This window comes from Bradyrhizobium barranii subsp. barranii (assembly GCF_017565645.3).
Lineage (GTDB): Bacteria > Pseudomonadota > Alphaproteobacteria > Rhizobiales > Xanthobacteraceae > Bradyrhizobium > Bradyrhizobium barranii.
This window is the reverse complement of record NZ_CP086136.1, coordinates 3,605,756-3,625,618: the sequence shown is the minus strand read 5'-3', so window position 1 is coordinate 3,625,618 and position 19,863 is coordinate 3,605,756. Positions and strand designations below refer to the sequence as shown.

The following is a 19,863-nucleotide window of genomic DNA, read 5'->3' as shown; positions in this document are numbered from 1 at the left end:
TGCCGCCCTCATCCCGGCGCCCAAACGCTAGAACGCGTTCCTCAGCAGCGGGTACTTCGCTTGCAGGCCGTCAAGGCTGAAGGTGAATTCGACGACGCGCTCGGGTGCGGCGACGATTTCGGCGGCGGGCGGGGCGAACTGCGGCAGAAGCGTTGCCATTGCAGCAGGCGTGGCGGGGGGCGCCTTCACGGCAGGTGCGGCGAACGCCGCCTTCACGGCAGGCGTGGTGAACGCCGCCATTGCGGCAGGCGCGGCGACCGGCGACCTCACAGGGGGTGCGGTGAGCGGCGCCCGCGCAGCGGGAGCCTTGAGCGGAGCGACCGCGGCAGGCGCAGTGAACAATGCCACCGCAGCAGGCGTTGCTCGCGGCGCGAGCGGGGCTTCGGTGATTTCGGCAAGGACCTCCGGCTTGGGCACGAGCTTGACCGGGACGGCGGTCTTCGCCGCGATGTAGACGGCCTTCGGCTGCACGGTCTGCGCCTGTTGGTCGCGCGGAAACACGCGGGGCATGGTCGCCGGCGACCAGCCGAATACGGGCGAGACACTCGCGGCCGCCGCGGCCACGTCAGCACCGGTCGCGAGCGCGCGCCAGGTCTGGACGGCGCGCTTGGCTTCCTGGATGTTTTCGAGGAATGCGATCTCGGAGTGATAGCGGCGCCAGCGTCCGGTCTCGAACATTTCGGAGAGATGTTCCAGCCGCTGCTCGGCGAGAGCGCACCAGCGTGCCGCAATGTCGCGGCCACGCGCCACGTCGCGAACAGCCTCTTGGCGATGTGTCATAAACCAGCCCGTTGGGAGAAAAATACGGACGCGACGCAACGCACACGAATCAATTTAGACGCGACATGAATATTTTGTGGAAAAGTTTCGACTTGTCCAGCAACGACACGCCGGTCGTCGTCAATCACCGTAGTCGTGCGGACAATTGCTGTGTTTTCGAGTCAAGCTTCGCACAAGCATAACCGGCCTGCGGGGCGACTCGCGGACGCCGACAAGGGGCGCCGCCACGTTCGTTCAACCGGAAGCTGATCGCGCCGAGCGGTTCAAGAAATCAGACGCCTGAAAAGAAAAGACCCGTCCGGGGGGACAACCGGACGGGTCGAGCCATATGGGCGCTTGGGGTGGATGGGCGCTCGCGCCTGATATGACTTATGGGGAGGGATGACCGCTCCCACATAATTTGGTCGTGGCAGCCGGCTGAACGTTCAATGCGGCGTTCGATTTCTTGGCCCTCGCACCGCGCGCAAAGTTGTCGCAGCCGCTATCGCGTCGCCGGCCTATCCGCCTGAGAAATCGTGGATTTATCGCCTGCGCTCGACAGCGAGGGTTGTTCGATCGCGCGGACGCCAGGCTCGTCGCGACGCTTCTCGGCATCTTCACGTTTTGTTGTACCCGACGCAGCCGCAACAGGCGTCGCGTTGTCGACGGGAACGGCCATCACCGCGGCAAACGCGTCGGCCTCACCGTCGCCGAAGAGATCATCACGGCCGGGTGAACCGAGGTCGCGCGCTGTCTTCGCCAGCGTCATGCGCAGCGCCTCCGGCTTGAGCGTGTAATTGCGCTCGAGCAGCAGCGCGGCGACGCCCGAGACATAGGCGGCCGAGAACGAGGTCCCCGAGGTCATCTGGTACTTGCCGTCCGGCGCAGGAAGGAAGATGTCGACGCCAGGCGCCGCCAGCGCGATGTAATTGCCGCGGTTGGACGCCGAGAACAGCTTGTCCTGCTGGTCGGTCGCGCTGACCGCGATCACGTTGGGATTGGCGGCCGGATAGAGCGGCGGCGATTTCGCGCCGGCATTGCCGGCGGCCGCGATCAGCACCAGCCCGCGGGCGGCGGCCGCCGCGATGGCGCGCTCGATCACGGCGTCCTTCGGACCGGCAAAGCTCATATTGACGATCTGCGCGCCGTGCTCGGCGGCGTAATTCAGCGAGCGCAGGACGATGTAGGACGAGCTCTGGGCTCCACCCGTCGAGCCGCCAAAGGCGCGGATGGCGATGATGCGCGCTTCGGGCGCGCTGCCCATCAGCTTGGCATGCGCCACGATGGCACCGGCAATGCCGGTGCCATGGACATGCGGGCCCTCGGCGCTGCCGAGCGCATCAAAGTTGTCGGCGATGGAATGGGCGAGCTCGGGATGTTGGGCGTCGATGCCGGAGTCGATCACGGCAACCGTCACGTTGGCGCCGTGCGCCAGCGTATGCGCTTGCGGCAGGCGAAGCCTGGCCAGCGCGTATTGCGCGGGATCGCCCTCGGTCGGCACCGACGATTTCTGATCCTGGAGCACGTAGCGGAAGTTCGGCTGGACCGAGCGCACGCTGCCGTCGGCGGCGAACTCACGCCGCACCGTCTCGGAAGGCCGGCCGTCCGTGATGCGGAACAGGCCGAACGTCGCCCCGATCAGCGGGAAATTCTCGGATGAGACACGCGTCAGGCCGTGGCGACGCGCAAGCTCGTCGGCTTCGGTCGCCGACAGCGCGCCGTCGATCTCGGCCACGAATTCGTTGGCGAAGGTGCGCAAGTCGACGGCGGCCGGCGTGCTGTTGCCCCGCCCCTTGCCGGCGCTCTTCTTGCCCGATTTGCCCGTGCCATCGCCGCCTGCGCCCGGCTGCGCCAGGCATTCGCCGTCGGCGTCGCGATAGGGGGCGGTGCAGGCGGGGTACAGGTTCGGCGAATAGCGCGCATAGGGCAGCACCGGTCTCATCCGCGCCGTGGTGGTGGTACGCGGGATAGCAGGGATAGAACGCGGGCCGGGGCCGACGCCGACAGCCCGCGCACCGACACCGGGGCTGACGCGCGCGGCGATGCTGGGAGAGATGGTCGGGGTGCGCGTGGGGACGCTGATCGTCGGCGTGCGCATGATCGCCTGCGCCTGCGCAACCTCGACGCCGAGACCGGCGAGCAGGAGTGCAGCTCCGACCGATGAAGCGTAGGCCCCGGCTCGCGACTTACTCTCGGACTTGCGCGTCATCGGTGCAGCGGCGCCTTACGGCGCCGCAACGGCGAGGTTGACGAACTTCTCGCGCGACATCCTGCCGAGCAGCGAGGCGAGCTCGTCCCGGCCCATCGCCTTATCGAACTGGAGACGGAACATGCCGCCCTTGGCATCGCCGATGATCGAAGCCTGGTAGCTGTCGAGCAGCGCGGTGATGTCGGCGACGCGCGCCTCGGGCGTGAAGCGCACCAGCGCGCGCGCAGGTGGAGCTCCAAGCTCACGCGTGATCGGCGCGCCGACCGACAGCGAAGCGGTCTCGAAGGTCGCGGGCTGGGTCTTCATCAGCACGGCGCCGATGATGCCGGCCTGGAGCAGCAGCGCGATGGCACCCAGGCTCGCCGACCAGGCCAGCGTACGCGGCGACAGGCTCGAGGAGAAGGTCGCGATGCGCGCCGAGAGCGGCAGCGAACCGACCGGCCGCGCCGGCTCGGCATCGATCGCGGCGAACAGCTTCTGCATCGCCCGCGCCGACGGAGCCCCTAAGCTCTCGTTCAGATGGATGGTCTCTTCGTACTCGCCGCGGATCGCGGCATATTGCTTTGCAAGCGCCGGATCACGCGCCAGCGCTTCCTCGACGCGGCGAGCGTCACGCGCGTTCAGCGTACCGGCGGCGTGCCAGGGCAGTAGCAGTTCAATTTCACTGGGCTCTTGCTCCAGCATCTTTTTGCTCAATGCCATCATGGCCAGCCTCGCTCAACGCCGGCTGCCTTCAGCAGTTCGGCCAGTTTCTTGCGCGCATAGAACAAGCGCGTCTTCACAGTGTTCTCCGGAATACCGACGATTTCGGCCACTTCTTCCACGGATTTCTCGTGGTAGTAGACGAGATCGACGATTTCCCGGTGGTCCGGCGAGAGGCCCGTCAGACACTCCCGCAACGCTTCACTGGTATCCTTTTTCTGCACCGCGATTTCCGGATCGTCAGACGAATCCTCGATCGCGTTGGCAGCTTCGTCGTCCAACCCAACGTCCTTCCTGCGCCGGAGCGCAGACAGGGCCTTGAATCGGGTGATGCCAGCAGCCAGGTGGAAACGGCGGATCGACCCTCGAACTTGCCGGCTTGACGCCAGACGTCGAGAAACACCTCGCTGATGAGGTCTTCCGCCGCCTGCTCGTCCCGCACGAGCCTTAGCCCGAACCTGTAGACCCTGACATGGTGCCGCCCGTACAGCACCTGCATGGCGAGCCGGTCACCTTGAGCGATCCTGGCGATGAGGACCTCGTCCGAAGCCGCCTGTGTCACGCTCAATGCCCGTCTCGCAAAGTTGGTCGGGTCGGCGCGGCGGACGGTTCGACGGGCGGGACGAAATTCTTCAGCCTACCGCAGTCACACGGGGGTCTGTGTGATCTACCCCACATACGCGCATTTTCCTTTTGCCACCCGCGGCGGTTGGCCGGCTCGCTCGATAACGGTAACATAGTAATGAAGCATTCCCTGCGCAATGCCGTCCGGCGCGGACGGCCCGACATGATGGAACCATAGCAGCCCTGCACGACGTATGTCTCACCAAGCCCTGCTTTGGCTCGACCCCGTCGCCAACTGCCTAATCGCCGGCAAATTTCCCCGCCGGCCGCTGTCACCCTGTTGCGCGCTGCACCGTTTGGATTCGATTTCGAAGGATACCAAACCTAAAGGCTTGCCGCGTAGATTTTTGGGCGACATTCACCCTTGGCGGGACAATGAGCACGGCCGCGACGACCTTATCGGAGAGGAATGCCGCTGAGGTCGCGGATCTCGTTCTCATGCCCGACGCGGCTGCGCCCGAGGTACGACCACGCCGGGTCCGGCAACGCCGGCAGATGTATGTCGGCCAGGTCGCAAGCTACTCGCTCGGCGCCTTCGTGCTGCTGATCTATGCCCATGACGGCGTCGTCCCGATGAACGTTCCGTCGCTGTTCTGGGTCGGCGGCCTGATGATCATCGGCATCTTCGTCGTGATGTCGGAAGCCGGCGTCGGCGACAGACACAGCGACCATTATCTCACCGTCTTCCAGATCTCGGCGCACATGGCGCTGCAGTTCATCTTCCTGGTGTCGGTGCCGACCCTCGGCATCGCCTTCATCAGCGTGCTGTTCCTGATCTTCGCCTTCGGCACGCTGCGCATGACCTCGGCGCAGGCGATGTTCACCTGGGCGATCGCGACGACCTGCCTCGCGGCCGTCTTCCTCGCCTCCGACCTGCCGATCGGCATGCCAGTCGCCACGAAGCTCCAGCGGGCCGCCTCGATGCTGTGCTTCGTCCTGGTGATCGGCCAGTGCGCCTTCCTCGGCCTGTTCGGCGCCACACTGCGAAAGGTCCTGTACCGGCGCAGCATCGAGCTGAAGGCCGCCTATCAGCGCATCGAGGAGCTCGCCGAGCTCGACGAGCTCACCGGCTCCTACAACCGCCGCTGCATCATGCGGCTGCTCGATGCAGAGGTCGAAAAGTCGCAGCAGGCGTCCGCACCTTGCGCCATCGCGCTGATCGACCTCGACTGGTTCAAGCGCATCAACGACGCCCACGGCCACCCCGTCGGCGACGAGGTGCTGCGCACCTTCGCCATCACCATTTTTGCAAATATCCGCCCGGCCGACTTTTTCGGCCGCTATGGCGGCGAGGAATTTCTGCTGCTGCTGCCGGGCACCGACGGCGGCGCGGCGGGGCGCATGCTCGAGCGGCTGCGCGGCATCGTCGCCGATCTCGACTGGAGCGCATTTTCCCCCGGCATGCGGGTGACGATTTCCGCGGGCGTCGTGACGCTGCGCGACAACGATACTGCCGACACGTTTCTCGCACGCGCCGACAGCGCGCTTTATTCCGCCAAGGCGCAAGGGCGCAACCGTATTGCAACGAGCTGACTAATCCATTTTTTTCCTGGCTGCACAGAAGCCGCAGCCGGACCGAACGTTCCAGGACAGGGCCATGAGATCGAAATCCGAAAAACCATCCGAGAACCTGCTTGAGGAATTGCAGACCGCGCTCTCGCACGGCACCGTCGCGCGCCGGGTCGAGGCCCTGCGCCGCGTCACTGATCTCTTCATTAACAATGCGGTGGATTATTCCGACGAGCACATCAGGGTGTTCGACGACGTGTTCCAGTGCCTGATCGAGCAGATCGAGGCCTCGGCGAGAACGCTGCTCGCCAACCGTCTCGCGCCGATCGCGGCTGCGCCGCCCAAGATCATCCGCACCCTCGCGCTCGACGAGGTGATCGAGGTCTCCGGACCCGTGCTCTCGAAATCGGAACGGCTGGACGAGGCGACCCTGATCGAGATCGCGCGCACCAGGAGCCAGGCGCATCTCAAGGCGATCTCGCTGCGGCGGGTGCTGTCGGAAGCACTGACCGACGTGCTGGTGGCGCGCGGCAACGAAGACGTCGTGCAATCGACCGTCAGCAATCCGGGCGCGCAGCTCTCCGAGGGAAGTTTCACCGACCTCGTCACGCGCGCCGAACGCGACGATGACCTCGCCACCTGCATCGGCCTGCGGCCCGACCTGCCGCGCCATCACTACCTGAAGCTGATCGCCAAGGCGTCCCTGAGCGTGCGCAGGAAGCTCGAGACCGCGCATCCGGAGCTCGCGGACGAAGTGTCCAGCGTGGTCCAGGAAGCGACCCAGCGGGTCCGCGCCGCCGCCATGACCAGGCAGACCGAAATGGCGCGCGCGCTGGTGAGATCGCTGCACGAGGATGGTCGTCTCAACGAGTTCCAGGTCACCAGCTTCGCCGAGCAGGGCAAGTTCGACGAGACCAATGCGGGGCTCGCGGCGCTCGCGGGCGTCGCGGTCGAGACCGCCGAGAACATGATGATCGAGAGCCGCAACGAGGGCGTGATGGTCCTCGCCAAGGTCGCAGGCATGCAATGGTCAAGCGTCCGCGCGATCATCGCCATGCGCGAAAAGCTCTCGGGCGGCTCGAAGACCGACATGCTGACGCTGCGCGATGCCTACGAGGCCCTGCGCTCATCGACCGCGCAGCAGGTGCTGCGCTTCCACCGCATGCAGCAGGGCACGACGCCGGTGGCGTGAGGCCGCCACCGCTAGTAGCGCAAAACCTTCGAACCCGCGTAGGCGCCGATCGCGGTCACGAGTGCCGTCGCGATCGTGTACCAGGTCGCAACGAACAGCGGCGAGTCGTCGGTGCAGTGCGAGGCGTAGAGCGTTGCGGCAAGGCCGGCCGACAGCAGGCCGGCGAGCGCGCCGGCGAGTGCAGGATGCGACGGCGCGCCGTGGCGCAGGCCGAACAGCGCGCCCGCAAGCAGCGGCAGCGACATCGCGGGGATCGCGAGCATGCACACCCGGGAGTTCTTGCCCACCAGCCGCATCGTCATCGGCATCGCCGGGGCCATCATGGTCTCGCTGCCGATCGCAACCGCAAGCAGGCCGACGGGAAGCAGCAGCAGCCAGCCCCAGCCGCGCATCAAGGCTTCGGGCCGCGACAGATGCAGGCTGACGATGATCGCGGGGATCGCAAGCGACAGCGTGACCGCGAACTTCGTATCGAAGAACGGATTATGCATCGCGGTCATCACGTCGGGCCGCACGCCAAGGAAGCTGGCGAAGATCAGGATCGAGAACGGTGCCGCCACCAGCAGCGCCATCGTCAGCACGGCGCCGACGCGCGGCGCGCGATGGGCGTTGTCGGCCGCGAGCGAGCGAATGAGTTGATCGGTATCCATGACTAGTGGTCCCGCAGTTTGGCAGTCAGCGCCGCAAGTCCGCGATGCAGCGCGACCCGCACCGCACCTTCGCTCATCGAAAACTTTGACGCCGTGTCCTTGATCGAAGCGCTGTCGACGGCAATCGACTGCAGCACGTCGCGCTGGCGCTGCGGCAGCGTGTCGAGCTGCGTCGCGACCTCGGCCGCCGAGGCCGTCTCCTGCGGTGCCTCGCCCGGCAGCGTCTCGGCGAAATCGTCGATGTTGACGAAGACCCGCCGGCCCCGCCGCCGGAGCGCATCGATCAGCTTGTTGCGCCCGATCGCAAACAGCCACGGGGCGAAGGGGGCTTCGCTGTCCCAGGTGTGCCGCTTCAGATGCACCGCCAACAAAATCTCCTGCACGATATCCTCGGCCTGGTCGGGAGGCTGCCCGGCGCGCGCCAGACCCCGCCTCGCGGCAGCGCGCAGCACAGGCGTGACCGCCTTCAAAAGGCGATGATACGCCGCATCATCGCCTGCCATGGCCGACCGCATCAGGCCGGTCCACTCGTCCTCACGTCCGCGCACGCGCCCTCACCATGCAATTCGGCAGCTCTTTCAGTTTGTTACGCCGGCACCAGAACAATCACGACTTCGTGATCTGTGCCATGCCTCGCCACGCGATGCGGCCGTCGAAACCCGCGACGGCTCATAACACCGATCGGTCCCGTCCGCATCCGGCGACCGGTTGCGAGGCGGCGGCTTGCCCCGCTTTTGCCCGGGATAGCCCGAAGATTCCCATTTTTTGCCCCGCTGTGGTCACGCCCCAGGGTCTCTGTTCGTCCCCGGGACAGGCGGAATTGGGGAGATCGTCAACATGATGAAAGCCAGCGGGCGCGCCGCACTGATTCTTCTTGCCGGCCTTTTCGTGCTGGTCGGAGCCGCTGCACAGGCGGCACCGAGTTCAGCCGCAAGCAGCAAATCGGACAGCGCGGGCAACCAGGCCGACGCAGTCAAGCCGAGCACGCAGCGGCGCCATGCATCGCGCCACCGCGACAGCGGCAAGACGGCGCAGAAATCCGACGACAAGGCCGACAAGAAGGACGGCGCGGCGAAGGCCGAAAACGACGTGCCGGCCTTGAGCCAGATGCCGCCGGCAGTCGCCAACGCCAACGCGCAGATCGCCGCAGCCGATACGCCGACGGCTGCCGCGGCCTCCGCGTTGACCGGCCGCGCCAACGACAACGTTCAGGCTGCAGCCGATAATACCACCGCGCCGAATGACGAGGCTCAGGTGGTGGCGCCCGATCAGCTCAACGACATCGACCGCGCCCTCCAACAGGACCCGCCGGCACAGAAGGCGGTGATCGCCGCAACCGACGCGCGGCCGGCGCCGGTGATGGCGAGCAGCCACAGCTCGGCCTGGGACCAGAGCTCGCTGATCGGCAAGATCTTCATCGGCGTCGGCACGCTGCTGACGCTGGCGTCTGCCGCACGCATGTTCTTCGCTTGATGCTTGGCCTGATTTTTGGCCTGATTTTGGGGTGAGGGACCTCGTCCGGAACGCGTGTCTCGCCGCGCGTTCCGGACGGCCTCGTTCCGACAGCTTTTCGGCCCTTGAAGCCCACCGCGCCAGCGGGCACATTGCCCGCCCAATCAAACGCGTGGGTGGAGCATGAGCACGTTCGAACACATCATCGTCGAGAGCAAAGGCGCGGTCGGCATCATCAAGCTGAACCGGCCGAAGATGCTCAATGCGCTCTCCTTCGGCGTGTTCCGCGAGATCGCCGCGGCCGTCGACGATCTCGAGGCCGATGACGCCATCGGCTGCATCGTCGTGACCGGCAGCGAGAAGGCCTTTGCCGCCGGCGCCGACATCAAGGAGATGCAGCCGAAAGGCTTCATCGACATGTTCTCCGAGGATTTCGCCGCGATCGGCGGCGACCGCGTCGCGCGCTGCCGCAAGCCGACCATCGCCGCGGTCGCGGGCTATGCGCTCGGCGGCGGCTGCGAGCTCGCCATGATGTGCGACTTCATCATCGCCGCCGACACCGCCAGGTTCGGCCAACCCGAAATCACGCTCGGCACCATTCCCGGCATCGGCGGCACCCAGCGCCTGACCCGCGCGATCGGCAAGTCGAAGGCGATGGACCTCTGCCTCACCGGCCGCATGATGGATGCGGCGGAAGCGGAGCGCTCAGGCCTCGTCAGCCGCATCGTGCCCGCTGACAAGCTCATGGACGAGGTCATGGAAGCCGCCGAGAAGATCGCATCGATGTCGCGGCCCGCCGTCGCCATGGCCAAGGAAGCGGTCAACCGCGCCTTCGAGACCACGCTCGCCGAAGGCATGAGCGTCGAGCGCAACCTGTTTCACGCGACCTTCGCGCTGGAGGACCGCTCCGAGGGCATGGCGGCGTTCATCGAGAAGCGCAAGCCTGTCAACAAGAACCGGTAATGCCCGCGAGCGGTCAGGCTGGTGTAAGGCTTCGCCGCCCTGGTGCAGAAGCCCTGTGACGCACCTGCAACAAGCACGGAATAGATGGGGGTTTTCCCCGCGGCAGTTTGCCTGCGGGACCCCGGCTGGTTAAACAGTTAAGAGGCCACCGTCGGCGGGGGCGGACAGCCGGGGTTTAGCAGGATTACATGATTGGGCGTGCCGCCAGAGTTGGTCGCGTGATGACGCGGCATCGATCGGGCGTGGGTCCTGTGCTTGCGACATGGACCACGCTGGCGCTCTGTTGCGCCCTGCCCTCCGCCGCATGGGCGGAAGCCCTGCCTGAGGCGCTCGCCAAGGCCTACCAGACCAACCCGCAGCTCAATGCCGAGCGCGCGCGGCAACGCGCCACAGATGAAAACGTGCCGCAGGCGCTCGCCGGCTACCGGCCGCAGATCGTGGCAAGCCTCAGCGCCGGCCTGCAATCGGTGCGCAATTTGCTGCCCGACAACACGATCCAGACCGCCAATCTGAAGCCGTGGATCATCGGCGTCACCGTGACGCAGACCCTGTTCAACGGGTTCCGCACCGCCAACAGCGTCCGCGCTGCGGAACTTCAGGTGCAGTCCGGCCGCGAGGCTCTGCGCAATGTCGGCCAAGGCGTGCTGCTCGACGCGGTCACCGCCTACACCAACGTGCTGGCCAACCAGTCACTGGTCGAGGCGCAACGCTCCAACGTCGCGTTCCTGCGCGAGACGCTCGCCGTCACTCAGCGCCGCCTCAACGCCGGCGACGTCACGCCGACCGACAGCGCCCAGGCCGAGGCGCGGCTCAGCCGGGGGCTCGCCGATCTCAACGCCGCGGAAGTCGCGCTGGCGGTGAGCCAGGCGGTCTACGCGCAGGTAATCGGCAATGCGCCATCGCAGCTTCGGCCCGCCGAAGTCGTCGACCGCTATCTGCCGAAGAGCCGCGAGGATGCGCTGACGACGGCGATCCGCCAGCACCCGGCGGTGATGGCGGCGGGCTTCGACGTCGATGTCGCCTCGACCAACATCCGCGTCGCCGAGGGCGCGCTGCTGCCGAGCGCCAGTCTTCAGGGCAGCGCCAGCCGCAGCCGCAGCAACGACCCGACGCTGAGCACCATCGCCGAAGACCAGGCCTCGATCGTCGCCAACGTCACCGCGCCGATCTACGACGGCGGCCAGGCCGCCGCACAGACCCGACAGGCCAAGGAGATCACGGCGCAGAGCCGGCTCGTGCTCGACCAGGTCCGCAACCAGGCGCGCACGGCGGCGACCAGCGCCTGGGTCGCCAATGAGGGCGCCAAGATCACGGTCTCCGCTTCCGAATCAGAGGTGAAGGCGGCGACCGTCGCGCTCCAGGGCGTGCAGCGCGAGGCCGCCGGCGGGCAGCGCACAACGGTGGACGTGCTGAACTCGCAGGCCGATTTGATCCAGGCCAAGGCCCGCCTGATCGGCGCACTGCGCGACCGCGTCATCGCCTCCTACACGCTGCTCAGCGCCGTCGGCCATCTCGACGTCAAGACGCTTAGCCTCAACACGCCGGACTATCTGCCCGAGGTGCATTACCAGCAGGTCCGCGACGCCTGGCACGGCCTGCGCACGCCGTCGGGGCAGTAGTTTCAAATCGTCTGGCCTGATGCCGATGAAGAGCCGCCGCATCCATCTGATGGGAGCTTCGGGCTCCGGCGTGACGACGCTCGGTCGCGCGCTCGCCGGCCGGCTTGCGCTGCCGCATCACGACAGCGACGATTATTTCTGGCTGCCGACCGTGCCGCCCTACCAGACGACGCGCCCTGCCGCGGAGCGCCTGCGCCTGATGCGCGAGATGTTTCTGCCGCGCCGCGACTGGGTGCTGAGCGGAACCGTCACCGGCTGGGGCGACGAGCTCGTCCCGTTCTTCGATCTTGTCGTCTTTGTGACGACGCCGCGCGAGCTTCGCTTGCAGCGCCTGCGTGGCCGCGAGGCTACGCATTTCGGAGCTGATGCCGTCGCACAGGGTGGCTGGCGTCACGAGGAGACGGAGTCGTTCGTCGAATGGGCCTCGCGCTACGAAGCCGGCGATCGCGAGGGCCGCAGTCTCACAAAAGATGAAGCCTGGCTCGCGGGCCTGCCCTGCCCGGTCGTGCGCATCGACGGCTCACGCCCGCTTGCGGATCTTGTCGAGCAGCTATGCAGCGAAGCGGAGCGGGTTACCGGGCTGATGTGATATTGTTCCGGTCCCACCTTAAAAATAACGAAGCAGGGAGAGAACCATGCTCAACCGACGCAGCGTCCTGCTTGCCTCCCTTGCCGCCGGAGTAGTCATGACCAACAAAGCTCACGCCCGTGCGGCGCAGCCCGCGACGCCGGTCGATTTCGACGTTCCGGCCCTTGCCTGCGATTGCCACACGCACATCCATGGTGACGTCGAAAAGTTTCCGTTCTTCGCGGGGCGCGTCTATACGCCGGAACCGGCAAGCCCCGAGGAAATGGCGGCGCTGCACAAGGCGCTGCATATCGAGCGCGTCGTGATCGTGACGCCGAGCGTCTATGGCACCGACAATTCCTCCACCTTGTTCGGCATGAAGGCGCGCGGCGCGACCGCACGCGGAGTGGCCGTGATCGACGACAAGACCACGGAAGCCCAGCTCGACGCGATGCAGGCGGACGGTTTTCGCGGCAGTCGCATCAATCTCGCCACCGGCGGCGTCAGCGATCCGAATGTCGGCCGCGCGCGCTTCACCGCCGCCGTCGAGCGCATGAAGGCACGCGGCTGGCACGTGCAGCTCTACACCACGCTGCCGATGATCTCGGCGATCAAGGAGCTCGTGCTGGCTTCGCCTGTGCCGGCTGTGTTCGACCATTTCGGCGGCCTCGAGGCGCCGCTCGGACTGGAACAGCCGGGATTTTCCGACCTGATCGCGCTCGTCAAATCCGGCAAGGCCTATGTGAAGATCTCAGGGGCCTATCGCTCGTCGAACCTCGCGCCCGACTATCAGGACATGGTGCCCTACGCCCGCGCGCTGATCGCGGCGAACCCGGACCGCATCGTCTGGGGCACCGACTGGCCGCATCCGGATTCCAGCCCCGTCGAGGGACGCAAGCCCACCGACATCGCGCCCTTCTATCAGATCGAAGACGGCCGGCTCCTCAACCAGCTTCCTGTGTGGGCGCCGGATGCGGAGGTGCGCAAGAAGATCCTGGTCGACAATCCGGCGCGACTCTACGGATTCTGAGCCGCGGCGGCCGCCTGCGATCAGCGCGCGCGGCGGGAGAAGAAGGAAATCAGGACCGGCAAGGTCACCAGGATCACGACCGGCGCGAGCATCATGCCGGTGACGACGACGACGGCGAGCGGCTTCTGCACCTGCGAGCCGATGCCTTCCGACAGCGCCGCCGGCAGCAGGCCGACGCCGGCAACGACGCAGGTCATCAGCACCGGCCGGAGCTGCAACTCGCCGGTGCGTATCACCGCGCTCACGCGGTCCATGCCTTCTTCGATGAGCTGGTTGAACTGCGACAGGATGATGATGCCGTCCATGACCGCAATGCCGAACAGCGCGATGAATCCGATCGCGGCGGAGACGCTGAAGGCGGTGCCGGTGATCAAGAGACCGAGCACGCCGCCGAAGATCGCCATCGGGATCACGCTCATGGCGAGCAGCGTGTCGGTCATCGAGCCGAAATTGAACCAGAGCAGCACGCCGATCAACGCCAGCGAGATCGGCACCACGATCGACAGCCGGCGGATGGCGTCCTGGAGATTGCCGAACTCGCCGACCCAGTCCATGTGCGCGCCGGGCGGCAGCTGCACCTGCTCGGCGACCTTCTGTTGCGCCTCGCGGATCGCGCTGCCGAGGTCGCGCTCGCGCACCGAGAACTTGATCGGCAGATAGCGTTCCTGCTGCTCGCGATAGATGTAGGCGGCACCGGAGACGAGGCTGATGGTGGCGACCTCGCTCAGGGGAATCTGCGTGACGGTGCCGTTCGGCCCTGGCGCGCCGATGCGCAAATTCTGGATCGCCTCGGCGCTCCTGCGATATTCCGGCGCGAGGCGGACGATGATCGGGAAGTGACGATCGGAGCCCGGCTCGTAGAGATCGCCCGCGGTATCGCCGCCGATCGCGACCTTGATGGTGGCGTTGATGTCGCCCGGCGCGAGCCCATAGCGCGCGGCCTTGGCACGGTCGATGTCAATCTGAATGGTCGGCTGCCCGAGCGAGGTGAACACCGCGAGGTCGGTGACGCCTTGCACGGTCGCCAGCACCGACTTGATCTTGTTGGCGGTGTCGGTGAGCGCCTGGAGATCGCTGCCGAACAGCTTGATGGAGTTCTCGCCTTTCACGCCCGAGACGGCTTCGGAGACGTTGTCCTGGAGATATTGCGAGAAGTTGAATTCGACACCTGGGAAGCGATCGTCGAGCTGCTTCAATAGCTGCGCGGTCAACTCTTCCTTGTCGTGCGTCCCCGGCCATTGGCTCGCGGGCTTGAGGGGGGCGAAGAACTCGGCGTTGAAGAAGCCGGCCGCGTCGGTGCCGTCATCGGGGCGGCCATGCTGCGACACCACGGATTCCACCTCGGGCCGGGCACGGATCAGCTTGCGCATCTCGTTGACGTAGGTGTTGCCTTCCTGGAGCGAGATGGTCGGCGGCAGCGTGGCGCGGATCCAGAGATTGCCCTCTTCCAGCTTGGGCAGGAATTCCAGGCCGAGCAGCCGGCTGAGGGCTACCGTCATCAGCACGAGACCGACGGCGCCACCAAGCATGATGCCGCGGTTGGCGACGGCCCAATTCAGCACCGGCATGTAGATCCGGTGCAGGATCCGCATGACCCTCGTCTCGGTCTCCTCGAGATGCGCAGGCAGAATGATCGCGGACAGCGCCGGGGTAACCGTGAAGGTCGCGAGCAGCCCGCCGGCGAGCGCATAGGCATAGGTGCGCGCCATCGGCCCGAAGATGTTGCCCTCGACGCCGGACAGCGTGAACAACGGCAGGAACGCCGCGATGATGATGGCGGCGGCAAAGAAGATCGAGCGCGACACGTCGGCGGCGGCGCTGAGGATGGCGTGGCTCTTCATGCCGAACAGCGTCTCGGGCGACATCTGCTCGGATTCCGACACCGGCGTGGTCTGCGTCAGGCGGCGGAAGATCGCTTCCACCATGATGACGGTGGCGTCGACGATGAGGCCGAAATCGATCGCGCCGACCGACAGCAAATTCGCGGATTCCCCGCGTAGCACCAGGATGATCACGGCGAAGAACAGTGCGAACGGAATCGTGGCGCCGACGATCAGCGCACTGCGGAGATCGCCGAGGAAGATCCACTGCAACAGCACGATGAGCAGGATGCCGACCACCATGTTGTGCAACACGGTGTGGGTGGTGAGGTCGATCAGGTCCCCGCGATCGTAGATGCGCTCGATGCGCACGCCGGGCGGCAGGATGCTGGAGTCGTTGATGGTTTGAACGAGCTGGTGGACGCGCTTGATGGTTGGCGAGCTCTGCTCACCGCGGCGCATCAGGACGATCCCCTGCACGATGTCGTCGGAATCGTCGAGGCCGGCAATGCCGAGACGGGGTTTTTGACCGACAGTGACGGTGGCGACGTCCTTGACCAGCACCGGATTGCCGTTGGTCTGCGAGACCATGGTGTTGGCGAGGTCGTCGATGGAACGGATCAGGCCGACGCCGCGTACCACGGCCGATTGCTGGCCGATATTGACGGTGTTGCCGCCGACATTGACGTTGGAATTGCTGACCGCCTGGAGCAATTGCGGCAGCGTCAGGCCGTTGGCGACGAGCTTGTTGAAATCGACCTGGAGCTCGTAGGTCTTGCTCTTGCCGCCCCAGCCGGTGACGTCGATGACCCCGGGTACAGCGCGGAAGCGGCGCTGGAGGATCAGTCCTGGATGGTCTTGAGGTCGAGCACGCTGTAGTTCGGCGGGCCGACGAGGCGGTAACGGAAGATTTCGCCGATCGGGCTGAGCGGCGAGATCTGCGGCTGCACATTGCCCGGCAGCGGCGCGAGCTGCGCCAGGCGGTTCAAGACCTGCTGCTGCGCCTCGTCATACGTATAGGCGAAGGAGAACTGCAGTTTGATGTCGGAGAGGCCGTAGAGCGAGATGGTACGGATCGTCGTGAGGTTCTTCAGACCCGCGACCTGGGTCTCGATCGGAATCGTGATGTAGCGCTCGATCTCCTCCGCCGACAGGCCCGGACTCTGCGTCACGATGTCGACCATCGGCGGCGTCGGGTCGGGATAGGCCTCGATGTTGAGCTGGTTGAACGCGATCACGCCGCCGATCAGCACGGCGACGAACATCCCGACCATCAGGAAGCGCCGGTTGACGGCAAGGGCGACGAGACGATCCATTCAGGTCTTCAATTTTCTTGGGTCGTCGATCAGCTACCGGACGCCGCGCGGTCGATGAACAGGCTGCCCTTGGTGACAACCTGCTCGCCTGGCTTCAGATTGCTGGTGACCTCGACGAAATTGCCATTGATGAGGCCGGTCTTGATCTGGCGCAGCTCGACCGACTTGTCCTCGCGCGCGACCCAGATGCGGACCTTGTCGGCCTCGTAGATCAGCGCCTGCTTCGGCACCGCCGGCGCGGCACGGTCGCCGGCCGAATAGATCGTGACGTTGGCAAACATCTCCGGCTTGAGCAGGCCGTCCTTGTTGTCGATGGTCGCGCGGACCAGGAGGCGGCGGGTGGTGGGATCGATGGCGGCGGCGACGTAGTTGATCTTGGCGGTCAAGGGGTGGCCCGGCAGCGCCATCACGTTGACGCTGATGTCCTGTCCGATGCACACCGCGGCCGCATCGCTCTCGCGCACGAAGGCGGTGAGCCAGACCGTGGAGAGGTCGCCGATCACGAACACCGGATCGCTGGCGCCGGAATTGACGTACTGGCCCGGGCCGATCTTGCGCTGCACGACGGTGCCGGAGATCGGCGAGTAAATCGTGATCTCCCGATCGATGACGCCCTTGTCCTGGAATGCCTTGATGGTCTCGTCGGTGAAGCCGAGGATGCGCAGCTTGTTGCGCGCGGCTTCCAGCGCCGTCCCCGAGGAGCGCACGTCGTTCTGCGCCTGGACCTGGGTCGTTTCGGCCTGCTGATAGTCCTTCAGCGGAATGGCGCGGCCCTCATAGAGGTCCTTGGCGCGCCTGAACTGGATGTCGGCAAGATCGATCGCAGACTTCGCCTTGTTCTGCGAGGTCATCGCCGCGATGAAATCGTTCTGGGCCTGCACGGTGTCGGCGGCCTCGATCGTGAACAGCGGTTGACCTTGCTTCAACATCTCGCCCGGCTTCGCGAGCAGCTTGGTCACGCGGCCCGCATAGGGCGAGAACACCGGCGTCGAGCGATCCTCGTCGACCGCGACCTTACCCTCGGTGACATATTCGGCCCGGAAGGTCTTGGCCTTGACCGGCTCGATCGTCAGCGTCGCCCACTCGGACGGCGTTGGCGTGAAATTCTGCGCATTCCTGCGCGACTGGCTGGAGACCTCGGAGTGGCTCTTTTCCTTGGCCCCCGCACGCAGGAAGCCATAGGCACCGGCGCAGGCGAGTGCCAGTAAAACTACGGATGTGATCACCCGTTGTTTTGTAAACACCTGCAATCGCTTGGTATTTTCAACTACCATGGGGCCCGGTCAAGTCTGCGACGATCTCGGCAGACGCCTGCCTTATCGGTCGCGCTAATAGTGCTGAATTGGGATTTCAAACAACCTAAAAAACGCCAGCCACCTTTCCATTTGCGTTAAAATATTGCATCGCGTCAGCTTCACGTCAGTTTCGCGCCGGCCATTGTGGCGGATGACTGCCGAGCGGCATCGCCGGGCGGCTCCATCGCGCCGGCGTGGTCGACAGCAGCGCAGAATGGCGCACCGCCTTCAACGTGCCGAAGCCAGATGGCATGGGCTCGATGAATGCAGCATGTACGGCCTCGCCCGTAAGATCCGGGGTGTCCAGGCCGCCATCGAGCCGGCCGAGATTCCACAGCCAGCGTCCGGTCTGCGCCAGCGACACGCGCACGTGCCAGCTCCCGCCTTCGCGGGCCTGGCGCGCCTTGGCCATCATCGCGCCGAACGCCATCAGATAGCCGGTGGCATGGTCGAGCATCTGCGCCGGCAATTCCTTGGGACCGTCGATGCCCGCGGCCTGCCCCTCGGCGTGGTTGAAGCCCGTCGTGGTCTGCACCAGTGAATCGAAACCGCGCCGCTCCGCCCAGGGGCCGGCATGACCATAGGCCGACAGCGTGACATAGACGAGGCCGGGATTGATGTTCGCTGCATCCTCCGGCGCGAACCCGAGGGCTGCAAGCGCGCGCGGGCGATAGCCTTGCGAGAAGATGTCGGCGCCCTTCAACAGCTCGCACAGCTGCGCCCTGCCCGCCTCGCTCTTCAGCTCGACCAACGTGGTGAGCTTGCCGCGGCCGGTGTCGATGGTGAGCCAGGGAATGGCCGGCAGCTCCGGCCCCGAGACGAGCAGCACATCCGCGCCGTGCGCGGCGAGCGTGCGGCCGGCAACGGGGCCCGCGATGACGCGCGAGAGATCGAGCACGCGCAGGCCGGAAAGCGGACGATCGCCGTTCGACAATCCCTGCGGCCATGGCTTGGGTGGGGCCTCGCCGATCTTCTCGATCGAGACCAACGGCAGCTCGGCGAGCGCGCGCGCCTGCGGCAGCGCGGACCATTCGTCGTAGGAACGCATCAGGGCGACGACGCCGCCCGCGGCATAGGCCGCAGTTTCAAAATCCTCGCCCTTCCATTGCATCAACGCGGCCTGAACCTTGTCGCGCTCGGGCTCGCAGCCGAGCACGTTGCAGACGGCGTCGCGATGATGCGGGAAATTGGTGTGGCAGCGGACGAAGCGGTTATCTCCAGTTTTGTAGACGCCGGCGATGGCGTCCCAGGCTGGCGGCGGCGGCTTATCGTCGAGGCGCAAATAGCGCTCCGAACGGCATTCGGCGACGGCGTGGCGCATGTCGACGGAGACGTCCTGCGTCTCCCCGCTGCGCAGTCTCCAGATTTCGGCGGCGGCAAGACCGGCGGCGGCGATCGTCGTCTGTCCGGCGACGGCGACGCGAAACGAGGACGGAATCTGCGGCTCCTCGCCGGTCAGCCGCACGCGTTCGAGCGCGGCCTTGTCGCCGCCGATGGAGGTCCAGAGATCCTTGAGAATATCGGCGGGGCTTTGCATGACCGCTTCTCTCCCTTTCAGATTTGAGCATGATCTTTCGGAAATCCGCTGCGCATTTTCCGGATCATGCTGTAGTTTTCGCGACCATGTCATGATCGCAGAAAGGAATGCAATGGCCGCCGTAGATCCCCTCACCGCAGGCGCCGTGTTCATCGCAACGGCGGCCACCGACGCAGTCTATGTCATGTTCACCTCGGCCGTGATCGCGCGCAAGCGCGTGCCGGCGGCGAACTGGAGCGCGGTCTGGTACCTGCTCTCCTCCTACGCCGTGATCAGCTACACCGAAACCCGTTCTATGTCGCTTTCGCGGCGATCGGCTCCTGGTCCGGCGCCTACGTCTCGCTGACCTTCCTGCACCGCCCGCCCGGCGGCCCGCCGGTGGGGGCGGCACCGGAGTGAAGCAGAATTCGTAGGGTGGGCAAAGCGAAGCGTGCCCACCACCTTTGTACAAGTTGAGGAATGGTGGGCACGGCGCTTATGCGCCTTTGCCCATCCTACGACCTCGTCATTGCGAGGAGCCTTTGCGACGAAGCAATCCAGACTGTTTCCGCGGATTCATTTCTGGATTGCTTCGCTACGCTCGCAATGACGATGTTGAGGCTTCTGCGTATCTCCTGA

At 65.7% G+C, this 19,863-nt stretch carries 14 protein-coding genes and 3 pseudogenes; 8 read left to right on the top strand and 9 right to left on the bottom strand.

What is annotated here, in order from left to right:
• Nucleotides 1-27: 27 nt before the first annotated feature.
• From J4G43_RS17265 to J4G43_RS17250, 4 genes and pseudogenes are all read right to left on the bottom strand, one after another.
• Nucleotides 28-750 carry a TIGR03809 family protein gene (locus J4G43_RS17265; protein ID WP_225005721.1) on the bottom strand — a complete coding sequence of 241 codons (723 nt, stop codon included), beginning with the start codon at nt 748-750 and terminating at the stop codon, nt 28-30.
• 511 nt (nt 751-1,261) lie between these two features.
• A complete protein-coding gene (locus J4G43_RS17260; protein WP_063984605.1) occupies nt 1,262-2,968 on the bottom strand; it encodes a S8 family serine peptidase in 1,707 nt (568 codons plus the stop codon).
• Between the two features lie 15 nt (nt 2,969-2,983).
• Nucleotides 2,984-3,673, bottom strand: coding sequence for a hypothetical protein (locus J4G43_RS17255; protein ID WP_208085730.1), 690 nt, complete (start codon nt 3,671-3,673; stop codon nt 2,984-2,986).
• Nucleotides 3,670-4,238: pseudogene (locus J4G43_RS17250) on the bottom strand (sigma-70 family RNA polymerase sigma factor). Before J4G43_RS17250 ends, J4G43_RS17255 begins: the two are co-directional and overlap by 4 nt.
• A gap of 431 nt (nt 4,239-4,669) precedes the next feature.
• On the opposite strand from J4G43_RS17250, the gene J4G43_RS17245 reads away from it, so the two are divergent.
• Both J4G43_RS17245 and J4G43_RS17240 read left to right on the top strand, forming a co-directional pair.
• A complete protein-coding gene (locus tag J4G43_RS17245) occupies nt 4,670-5,827 on the top strand; it encodes a GGDEF domain-containing protein (RefSeq protein ID WP_208085729.1) in 1,158 nt (385 codons plus the stop codon).
• A gap of 64 nt (nt 5,828-5,891) precedes the next feature.
• Nucleotides 5,892-6,995: a DUF2336 domain-containing protein gene (locus J4G43_RS17240; protein ID WP_063984608.1), complete on the top strand. Its 1,104-nt coding sequence runs from the start codon at nt 5,892-5,894 to the stop codon at nt 6,993-6,995.
• Nucleotides 6,996-7,006: 11 nt separating this feature from the next.
• Here J4G43_RS17240 and J4G43_RS17235 read toward each other — a convergent pair whose 3' ends face one another.
• Together J4G43_RS17235 and J4G43_RS17230 are read right to left on the bottom strand one after the other, a co-directional pair.
• A complete protein-coding gene (locus J4G43_RS17235) occupies nt 7,007-7,645 on the bottom strand; it encodes an NrsF family protein (RefSeq protein ID WP_014496784.1) in 639 nt (212 codons plus the stop codon).
• Nucleotides 7,646-7,647: 2 nt separating this feature from the next.
• Nucleotides 7,648-8,193, bottom strand: coding sequence for a sigma-70 family RNA polymerase sigma factor (locus J4G43_RS17230; RefSeq protein WP_028146986.1), 546 nt, complete (start codon nt 8,191-8,193; stop codon nt 7,648-7,650).
• 289 nt (nt 8,194-8,482) lie between these two features.
• Here J4G43_RS17230 and J4G43_RS17225 point away from each other — a divergent pair, with 289 nt between their 5' ends.
• From J4G43_RS17225 to J4G43_RS17205, 5 genes are all read left to right on the top strand, one after another.
• The gene (locus J4G43_RS17225) at nt 8,483-9,118 is read left to right on the top strand and encodes a hypothetical protein (protein WP_166098669.1); all 636 of its coding nucleotides are present in this window, start codon (nt 8,483-8,485) and stop codon (nt 9,116-9,118) included.
• Between the two features lie 162 nt (nt 9,119-9,280).
• Entirely contained in the window at nt 9,281-10,060 is a 780-nt protein-coding gene (locus J4G43_RS17220; protein ID WP_085403867.1) for an enoyl-CoA hydratase, read from the top strand.
• Nucleotides 10,061-10,248: 188 nt separating this feature from the next.
• Nucleotides 10,249-11,679, top strand: a complete 1,431-nt coding sequence (locus tag J4G43_RS17215; RefSeq protein ID WP_208073218.1) for a TolC family outer membrane protein — start codon at nt 10,249-10,251, stop codon at nt 11,677-11,679.
• Between the two features lie 25 nt (nt 11,680-11,704).
• Nucleotides 11,705-12,268 (top strand): P-loop NTPase family protein, encoded by a 564-nt coding sequence (locus J4G43_RS17210; protein ID WP_208085728.1) that lies wholly within the window; start codon nt 11,705-11,707, stop codon nt 12,266-12,268.
• A gap of 46 nt (nt 12,269-12,314) precedes the next feature.
• Entirely contained in the window at nt 12,315-13,277 is a 963-nt protein-coding gene (locus J4G43_RS17205) for an amidohydrolase family protein (RefSeq protein ID WP_208085727.1), read from the top strand.
• Nucleotides 13,278-13,297: 20 nt separating this feature from the next.
• Here the strand turns inward: J4G43_RS17205 and J4G43_RS17200 are convergent.
• The 3 genes and pseudogenes from J4G43_RS17200 to J4G43_RS17190 form a co-directional block, all read right to left on the bottom strand.
• Nucleotides 13,298-16,413 (bottom strand): annotated as a pseudogene (locus J4G43_RS17200) (efflux RND transporter permease subunit).
• Between the two features lie 29 nt (nt 16,414-16,442).
• Complete coding sequence (locus J4G43_RS17195) at nt 16,443-17,687, bottom strand: efflux RND transporter periplasmic adaptor subunit (protein WP_208085726.1); 1,245 nt, start codon at nt 17,685-17,687, stop codon at nt 16,443-16,445.
• Nucleotides 17,688-17,832: 145 nt separating this feature from the next.
• The gene (locus J4G43_RS17190) at nt 17,833-19,245 is read right to left on the bottom strand and encodes a CoA transferase (protein WP_208085725.1); all 1,413 of its coding nucleotides are present in this window, start codon (nt 19,243-19,245) and stop codon (nt 17,833-17,835) included.
• A 112-nt stretch (nt 19,246-19,357) separates the two neighbouring features.
• Here J4G43_RS17190 and J4G43_RS17185 point away from each other — a divergent pair.
• Nucleotides 19,358-19,644, top strand: a pseudogene (locus J4G43_RS17185) (hypothetical protein).
• Nucleotides 19,645-19,863: the final 219 nt, after the last annotated feature.

What these genes read in the sequence shown, in the direction of transcription:
- J4G43_RS17260 (WP_063984605.1), bottom strand. Translation starts at nt 2,968, where the DNA reads ATGACGCGCAAGTCCGAGAGTAAGTCGCGAGCCGGGGCCTACGCTTCA.
- J4G43_RS17255 (WP_208085730.1), bottom strand. Translation starts at nt 3,673, where the DNA reads ATGATGGCATTGAGCAAAAAGATGCTGGAGCAAGAGCCCAGTGAAATT.
- J4G43_RS17245 (WP_208085729.1), top strand. Translation starts at nt 4,670, where the DNA reads ATGAGCACGGCCGCGACGACCTTATCGGAGAGGAATGCCGCTGAGGTC.
- J4G43_RS17240 (WP_063984608.1), top strand. Translation starts at nt 5,892, where the DNA reads ATGAGATCGAAATCCGAAAAACCATCCGAGAACCTGCTTGAGGAATTG.
- J4G43_RS17235 (WP_014496784.1), bottom strand. Translation starts at nt 7,645, where the DNA reads ATGGATACCGATCAACTCATTCGCTCGCTCGCGGCCGACAACGCCCAT.
- J4G43_RS17225 (WP_166098669.1), top strand. Translation starts at nt 8,483, where the DNA reads ATGATGAAAGCCAGCGGGCGCGCCGCACTGATTCTTCTTGCCGGCCTT.
- J4G43_RS17220 (WP_085403867.1), top strand. Translation starts at nt 9,281, where the DNA reads ATGAGCACGTTCGAACACATCATCGTCGAGAGCAAAGGCGCGGTCGGC.
- J4G43_RS17215 (WP_208073218.1), top strand. Translation starts at nt 10,249, where the DNA reads ATGATTGGGCGTGCCGCCAGAGTTGGTCGCGTGATGACGCGGCATCGA.
- J4G43_RS17210 (WP_208085728.1), top strand. Translation starts at nt 11,705, where the DNA reads ATGAAGAGCCGCCGCATCCATCTGATGGGAGCTTCGGGCTCCGGCGTG.
- J4G43_RS17205 (WP_208085727.1), top strand. Translation starts at nt 12,315, where the DNA reads ATGCTCAACCGACGCAGCGTCCTGCTTGCCTCCCTTGCCGCCGGAGTA.
- J4G43_RS17195 (WP_208085726.1), bottom strand. Translation starts at nt 17,687, where the DNA reads ATGGTAGTTGAAAATACCAAGCGATTGCAGGTGTTTACAAAACAACGG.
- J4G43_RS17190 (WP_208085725.1), bottom strand. Translation starts at nt 19,245, where the DNA reads ATGCAAAGCCCCGCCGATATTCTCAAGGATCTCTGGACCTCCATCGGC.